The sequence below is a fragment of the Steroidobacter sp. genome, assembly GCF_016790065.1.
In the GTDB taxonomy this organism is placed as follows: domain Bacteria; phylum Pseudomonadota; class Gammaproteobacteria; order Steroidobacterales; family Steroidobacteraceae; genus Steroidobacter.
In genome coordinates this window covers 1-5,667 of sequence record NZ_JAEUPY010000225.1, presented here as the reverse complement: position 1 = coordinate 5,667, position 5,667 = coordinate 1, and the positions used below count along the sequence as shown (strand labels likewise).

General features: G+C 60.7%; 4 protein-coding genes. 2 read left to right on the top strand and 2 right to left on the bottom strand.

Annotated features, from left to right (window positions below):
- Positions 1–753 (top strand): sensor histidine kinase (locus JNL55_RS09685; RefSeq protein WP_293852446.1); only part of this gene is annotated, 753 nt, incomplete at its 5' end.
- Here JNL55_RS09685 and glgX read toward each other — a convergent pair.
- Positions 662–2,866, bottom strand: a complete 2,205-nt coding sequence (gene glgX, locus JNL55_RS09680) for a glycogen debranching protein GlgX (protein WP_293852444.1) — start codon at positions 2,864–2,866, stop codon at positions 662–664. The genes JNL55_RS09685 and glgX overlap by 92 nt on opposite strands.
- Positions 2,867–2,978: 112 nt before the next feature.
- Here glgX and JNL55_RS09675 point away from each other — a divergent pair, with 112 nt between their 5' ends.
- The gene (locus tag JNL55_RS09675; protein WP_293852442.1) at positions 2,979–5,339 is read left to right on the top strand and encodes a DNA polymerase II; all 2,361 of its coding nucleotides are present in this window, start codon (positions 2,979–2,981) and stop codon (positions 5,337–5,339) included.
- Between the two features lie 2 nt (positions 5,340–5,341).
- Here JNL55_RS09675 and JNL55_RS09670 read toward each other — a convergent pair.
- Positions 5,342–5,667 (bottom strand): FadR/GntR family transcriptional regulator (locus JNL55_RS09670; RefSeq protein ID WP_293852440.1); only part of this gene is annotated, 326 nt, incomplete at its 5' end.

Genomic DNA, 5,667 nt, shown 5'->3' with positions numbered 1-5,667 from the left:
TTGGTGGACGAGCGCCATAACTCTGATCTTCGAGAACAATTCATCGCGGTGCTCGGCCATGACCTGCGCAATCCGCTGGCCGCGATCTCGGCGGGCAGTCGGATGCTGATGAAGCAGCCACTCAATGAGCAGGCGCAGGATGTGCTCGTGCTCATGCAAGGCTGTGTTCGTCGCATGACGGGCATGATCGACAACGTGCTGGACTTCGCGCGTGGCCGGCTCGGTGGCGGGTTGGCGCTGAATCGCAATGGCGGGGACCCGCTCGAGCCCACGTTGTTACATGTAGTGGATGAGCTGCAAACGGCCTCGCCGGATCGAGTGATCGAATTTGCGCTCGAGCCCATCGGCGTGGTGAATTGCGACCGCATTCGGATCGGGCAGTTGGTCTCGAATCTGGTGTCCAACGCTTTGCTACACGGAGCGCCGCGCGCGCCGGTGAAGATTGCCGCACGCATTCAGAACGACTCGTTGGTCATCGACGTGTGCAATTCCGGTGAGCCCATCCCGGCCGCAGTGCTGGAGAAGCTGTTTCACCCGTTCGTGCGCGCGTCGTCACAGCCGGAGCAGCAAGGACTCGGGCTCGGTTTGTATATAGCGAGTGAGATCGCCAAAGCGCATGGCGGTACGTTGACCGCCACTTCCTCCAAAGAGGAGACGCGCTTTACTTTCCAGATGCCGGTGGCGGGGGCGGCGCCGGCTTCTTTGGTTTTATCGCCCGATCCAGCGCTGCATCCGACTGCGCCTCGAGGCTGAACACCAATAGCGAGCGGCCGGTGACGCCGTAGCTTTCGCCGGTCATGAAGATGGCTTTGCGGCCGGTGGGCAGGTCGGGCAGGTTGGTATCGATCAGCAAGGTCCAGCGCGCCTCCGGAGAATCGCCGGGCAGCGTGAACTCGACCAGATCATGAAAGGCGTTGAGCACGATCAGCAACGTGGCGTCATGACCGCGTTGACGCAGGCCAGTGGCTTGCGCACGGCCGTCGAGCAACATGCCGAAGCACAGCATGCCGTCGTCGGCCCAATGTTCCTCTTCCATTTCCTTGCCGCTGGCATTGATCCAGGTGATTTCTTTCAAGCCGATGCGCGGATTTTCTTCGGCTGACAGAAAGCGGTTACGTCTGAGCACCGGGAATTTGGCGCGTAGTGCCGTCATCTGCTGCACGAAGCGCACCAACGTTTCGTTCTGTTCGGCCAACGACCAATCGATCCAACTGATCTCGTTGTCCTGGCAGTAAGCGTTGTTGTTGCCGTGCTGAGTGCGTGCGAACTCATCGCCGGCAAGTAACATCGGCGTGCCTTGCGAGAGCAGTAAGGTGGCGAGGAAGTTACGCATCTGCCGGCCGCGTAGCGTGTTGATGCCTTCGTCGTCCGTCGGGCCTTCGGCACCGCAGTTCCAGGAACGGTTGTGCTCGTGGCCGTCCTTGTTGTCTTCCTGATTGGCCTCGTTGTGCCGGTCGTGATAGCTCACCAGGTCGTTGAGCGTGAAGCCGTCGTGCGCGGTGATGAAGTTGATGCTGGCGTAGGGACGGCGACCGTACTTGTTGAAGATGTCGGCCGAGCCGTACAAGCGCGGCGACACTTTGGCGGCTGACGCTTCGCCTCGCCAGAAATCACGCAGCGTGTCGCGATATTGATCGTTCCATTCCGCCCAGCCCGGCGGAAAGCCGCCCACTTGATAGCCGCCCGGGCCGCAATCCCAAGGTTCGGCGATCAACTTGACGCGGCTCAATACCGGATCTTGCGAACAGGCCTTCAAGAAACCGCTCTGATTGTCGAAGCCGTTGGGCTCGCGCGCCAGGATGGTGCCCAGATCGAAGCGGAAACCATCGACGTGCATTTCCTGAACCCAGAAGCGCAGGCTGTCGGTGACCATTTGAATCACCCGCGGATGACTCAGGTTCAAGGTGTTCCCGGTGCCGGTGTCGTTGATGTAGTAACGTTTTTGATCGGGCAGCAGTCGATAGTACGAAGCGTTGTCGACACCTTTGAAACACAACGTCGGGCCGCGTTCGTTGCCTTCGGCGGTGTGGTTGTAGACCACGTCGAGAATGATCTCGAGCCCGGCATCGTGAAAGCGCGCCACCATTTCCTTGAACTCTTGCACGCCGCGCCTGGGATCGATGACATAGCGCGGATCCGGCGCGAAAAAGCCGATGGAGTTGTAGCCCCAGTAGTTGGTCAGGCCCTTGTCGAGCAGCAAGCTGTCGTTGACGTAGGCGTGCACTGGCATGAGTTCGACCGACGTGACGCCCAGCGACTTGATGTACTTGATGACTTCAGGCAGACCGAGGCCGGCGAATTTGCCGCGCAGCTTCTCGGGCACGGCAGGATGTTTCATGGTGTAGCCACGCACCTGCGTCTCATAGAGTATGGTGCGATCCCAAGGCACCAGCGGGCTGACCGACTGTTGCCAGTCGAAGTTGGAGTCGGCGACCACGCACTTCGGAATGAACGGTGCGCTGTCACGTTCGTCGAAGGTCAGATCGTCGCCTTCCGCGCCGATGGTGTAGCCGAACAGTGCGTGATCCCAGCGCAACTCGCCGACGAACTCGCGCGCGTACGGATCGATCAGCAGCTTGTTGGGATTGAAGCGGTGGCCGTTCTCGGGCTCGTACGGGCCGTGCACGCGATAGCCATAGACGGTGCCGGGGCCGACGTCGACCAGGTAGCCGTGCCAGATTTCATCGGTGTACTCGGGCAGCTCGATGCGCTCGATTTCGGTCTGGCCGTCGGCGTCGAACAGGCACAGCTCCACTTTGGTGGCATGGGCCGAGAACAGCGAGAAGTTGGTGCCTTGGCCGTCCCAGAACGCACCTCGGGGATGGGGCAGGCCCTCACGCAATTGGGACGCGAAGCTTCGACTCAAGATGGCACCGGGGGAGGAAGACGACCGCAGGAGCAACGCTCAGCGCATCGGAACGTTCCCAGAAGCTCGCATGGTGCTCGCGGCCGGCGGGCGTTTGGTCCACAATTCGTCCGTGATCAAGCTCCGAGGGTTCATTCTCCAGGCCAGTTATCGCGTCGTCTCCGGTCCCGCCGGGACGCGCGTTCCTGTCATTCATCTGTACGGTCGTCTCGAGGACGGCGGTACGTTTGTCGTTCGTGACGATCGACAGCGCCCGCACTTCTATATCCGAGCCTCTGACCTGGAGCGCGCCAGCCGCGTCACGCCTCAGACTCCCATCTCAGTCGACAAGCACACCTTCGACGGCGAGCCGGTCGCACGCTTCGAGATGGAAACGCCAACCGATGTGCCGGGGCTGCGAGAGCGCCTGCACGATGTCGGCATCGAGACTTTCGAAGCCGACGTCCGATTCGCGGTTCGCTACTTGATCGAGCGCGGCATCAAGGGCGGCTGCGAGATCGAAGGCGAGGCGACGCCGGGTGACGGGCTGACGTGGAGTTTCTTGAATCCCGAGCTGCGTCCGGCCGACGTCAAGATCGAGCCGCGAGTGTTGTCGTTCGATATCGAAACCGACGGCAAGGGCGAGCGGTTGCTGGCGATCTCGATGTATTCCAGCGAGATCGACGAAGTGCTGATCGTCGACGGCAGCGATCGACCCATGCCGGAGAAGGCGATTCGCTGTGTCGACGAATACTCGGCGCTGACGGCCTTCTGCGAACGAGTGCAACGCCTGGATCCGGACGTGATCACCGGTTGGAACATCGTCGATTTCGACCTGACAGCGCTGCAGCGGATGGCGCAACGCGTACGGCATCCGTTCAATCTCGGGCGCGAGCCTGGCGCGATTCGGATTCGCAAGGCTGAAGGTTACTTCGGCAGTGGCCAAGCCAGTATTCCCGGCCGCTTGGTGATGGATGGCCTCGATCTGCTGCGCGGTGCTTTCGTGCGCATGGAGGAATACTCACTCGATGCCGTGGCGCGCGAAGTGTTGGGTGAGGGCAAGGCGGTTCACGGTGATGTCCGCGATCGCTTGGCTGAGATCCTGCACAACTATCGCAATGATCTGCCGGCGTTCGCTTTGTATGCGCGCACTGACTCGAGACTGGCTTTTGAAATCGTTGCCAAGTTGAACGTGATTCAACTGGCGGTGGCGCGCAGTCAGCTGACCGGCATGACGCCCGACCGAGTCGCGGCCAGCATCGCGTCGTTCGATTTTCTGTATTTGTCCGAGCTCGAGAAGCTCAAGATCGTCGCGCCCTCGGTGCGATCCAGCGACTCGCGCGTGCACGATGTTCAACAGGGCGGGCACGTGCTCGAACCGCTGACCGGCTTGCACCGAAACGTTTGGGTGTTCGACTTCAAGAGTCTGTATCCGAGCATCATCCGCACATTCAACATCGATCCGCTGTCATACGTGGCGCGGCCATCGCCCGAGGATGATTTGATTGTGACGCCCGGCGGCTCATTCCGTCGGCCGCCGGCCATTCTGCCGCGCGTGCTCGATGAGTTGTTTCCGAGGCGCGATGTCGCCAAGAAAAACGGCGACGAAACGGCCTCTCACGCCATCAAGATCCTGATGAACTCCTGTTACGGCGTGCTCGGGACGCCGGCTTGCCGTTTCTATAACCCGGCGTTGGCCAACTCGATCACGGGCACCGGTCGAGACATTCTGCTGTGGTCCAAGCAATGGTTCGAGAACGCCGGCTACACCGTGCTGTACGGCGATACGGATAGCTTGTTCGTGCGCTCAGGGATGCCCGATAGTGAGCAAGCGCGTGTTCTGGGCAAGGACTTGGCCGCGCAACTGAATCGTGACATCGCCAAGTACATCGCCGATCAGTGGCGAGTCACGAGCAAGATGGAGCTGAAGTTCGAAAAGCTGTACCTGCGTTTGTTCCTGCCGCGCGCTCGAGGCAGTACACGCGGCGCTAGCAAGCGCTATGCGGGCCTGCTCAATGCCGAGGACATCGACGGCGTGCAGTTCGTCGGCATGGAAGTGGTGAGGCGCGATTGGACGGCGCTCGCCAAGCAGATCCAGCGCGAGTTGTACCATCGCTTATTCACCGATCAACCGGTCGACGTGTATCTCGCCGATATCGTCGGCAAGGTGCGCGACGGCAAGTTGGACGACGCGCTGATCTATCGCAAGAATCTTCGGAAGGACACCGAGGAGTACACCGCAACCACGCCGCCGCATGTCGTGGCCGCTCGCAAGTCGACCCAACCGTTGGGCCGATCTATCAGCTATGTGATTACGACGGCGGGCCCGGAGCCGATGGACAACGTCCAGCATCCGTTGGACCGCGAGCATTACGTGCTCAAACAGATCAAACCGGTGGCCGAACCGGTGCTGGCCACGCTGGGCTTGGATTTCGAACAGGTCATCGGCGACAGTCGCCAGATGGACCTGTATGCGCTGCTAGGCGAGCGTTGAAATCAAGTCGAGCGTCGGCGCGTCGCAGTGCTCTTGGCACCGCCAGTTGCGCGAGGCGAGGGCGTAGTAGCGGCCGCCTTGTTCTTGCGTCGGGCCGTGCCGATCAGATCCAGCACTTCGCTAATGATGTTTTCCATCACGCTGCGGGCCTTGTTGGAATCGCCGGCCTGGATGGCGTCGTACACTTTCTTATGCACGTCGACATCGGCTTGCGGCACGCCTTTCACCGAATTGGTGAGCCGGATCGAGATGCGCAAGGCGGCGTTGATGACATCTTCGAGCTGGGCATAAAAACGATTGCCGGTGGCATGTAACACAGCCACGTGGA